Here is a 763-nt window from a genome sequence, read left to right on the forward strand (position 1 = left end):
CGTGGAGCGTCGGCGGGCGTTGTTCGGGTCCTGGTACGAGTTCTTTCCGCGCTCGGAGGGCGCGATCGTCAAGGAGGGCGAGCCGCCCAGGTCGGGCACGTTGCGCACCGCCGCCGAGCGGCTCCCGGCGATCGCCGCGATGGGCTTCGACGTGGTCTACCTGCCGCCGATTCACCCCATCGGGACCACCTTCCGCAAAGGGCCCGACAACTCCCTGTCCCCCGGCCCGCACGACGTGGGCGTGCCCTGGGCCATCGGCTCCCCCGAGGGCGGCCACGACGCCATCCACCCGGACCTGGGCACCCTGGCGGACTTCGACGCCTTCGTGCACCGCGCCGCCGGCCTCGGCCTGGAGATCGCCCTGGACTTCGCCCTGCAGTGCTCCCCCGACCATCCCTGGGTGCACAAGCACCCCGAGTGGTTCGCGCACCGCGCCGACGGCACCATCGCCTACGCAGAGAACCCGCCCAAGAAGTACCAGGACATCTACCCGCTGGCCTTCGACCGCGACATGCCGGGCCTGGTCGCCGAGACCGTACGCCTGCTGCGGTTCTGGATGGACCACGGCGTGCGCATCTTCCGCGTCGACAACCCGCACACCAAGCCCGTCGTCTTCTGGGAACAGGTGCTCGGCGACATCAACCGCACCGACCCCGACGTCATCTTCCTGGCCGAGGCCTTCACCCGCCCGGCCATGATGCGCACCCTGGCCGCGATCGGCTTCCAGCAGTCCTACACGTACTTCACCTGGCGCAACACCAAG

At 69.9% G+C, this 763-nt stretch carries 1 protein-coding gene; it reads left to right on the plus strand.

All coding sequences use genetic code 11. From position 1 onward, the window contains the following. On the plus strand, positions 1-763 hold a 763-nt coding region (locus IE226_RS43710; protein ID WP_268251330.1), incomplete at both ends, for an alpha-amylase family protein.

The sequence above is a fragment of the Streptomyces longisporoflavus genome (assembly GCF_014649775.1).
Lineage (GTDB): Bacteria > Actinomycetota > Actinomycetes > Streptomycetales > Streptomycetaceae > Streptomyces > Streptomyces longisporoflavus.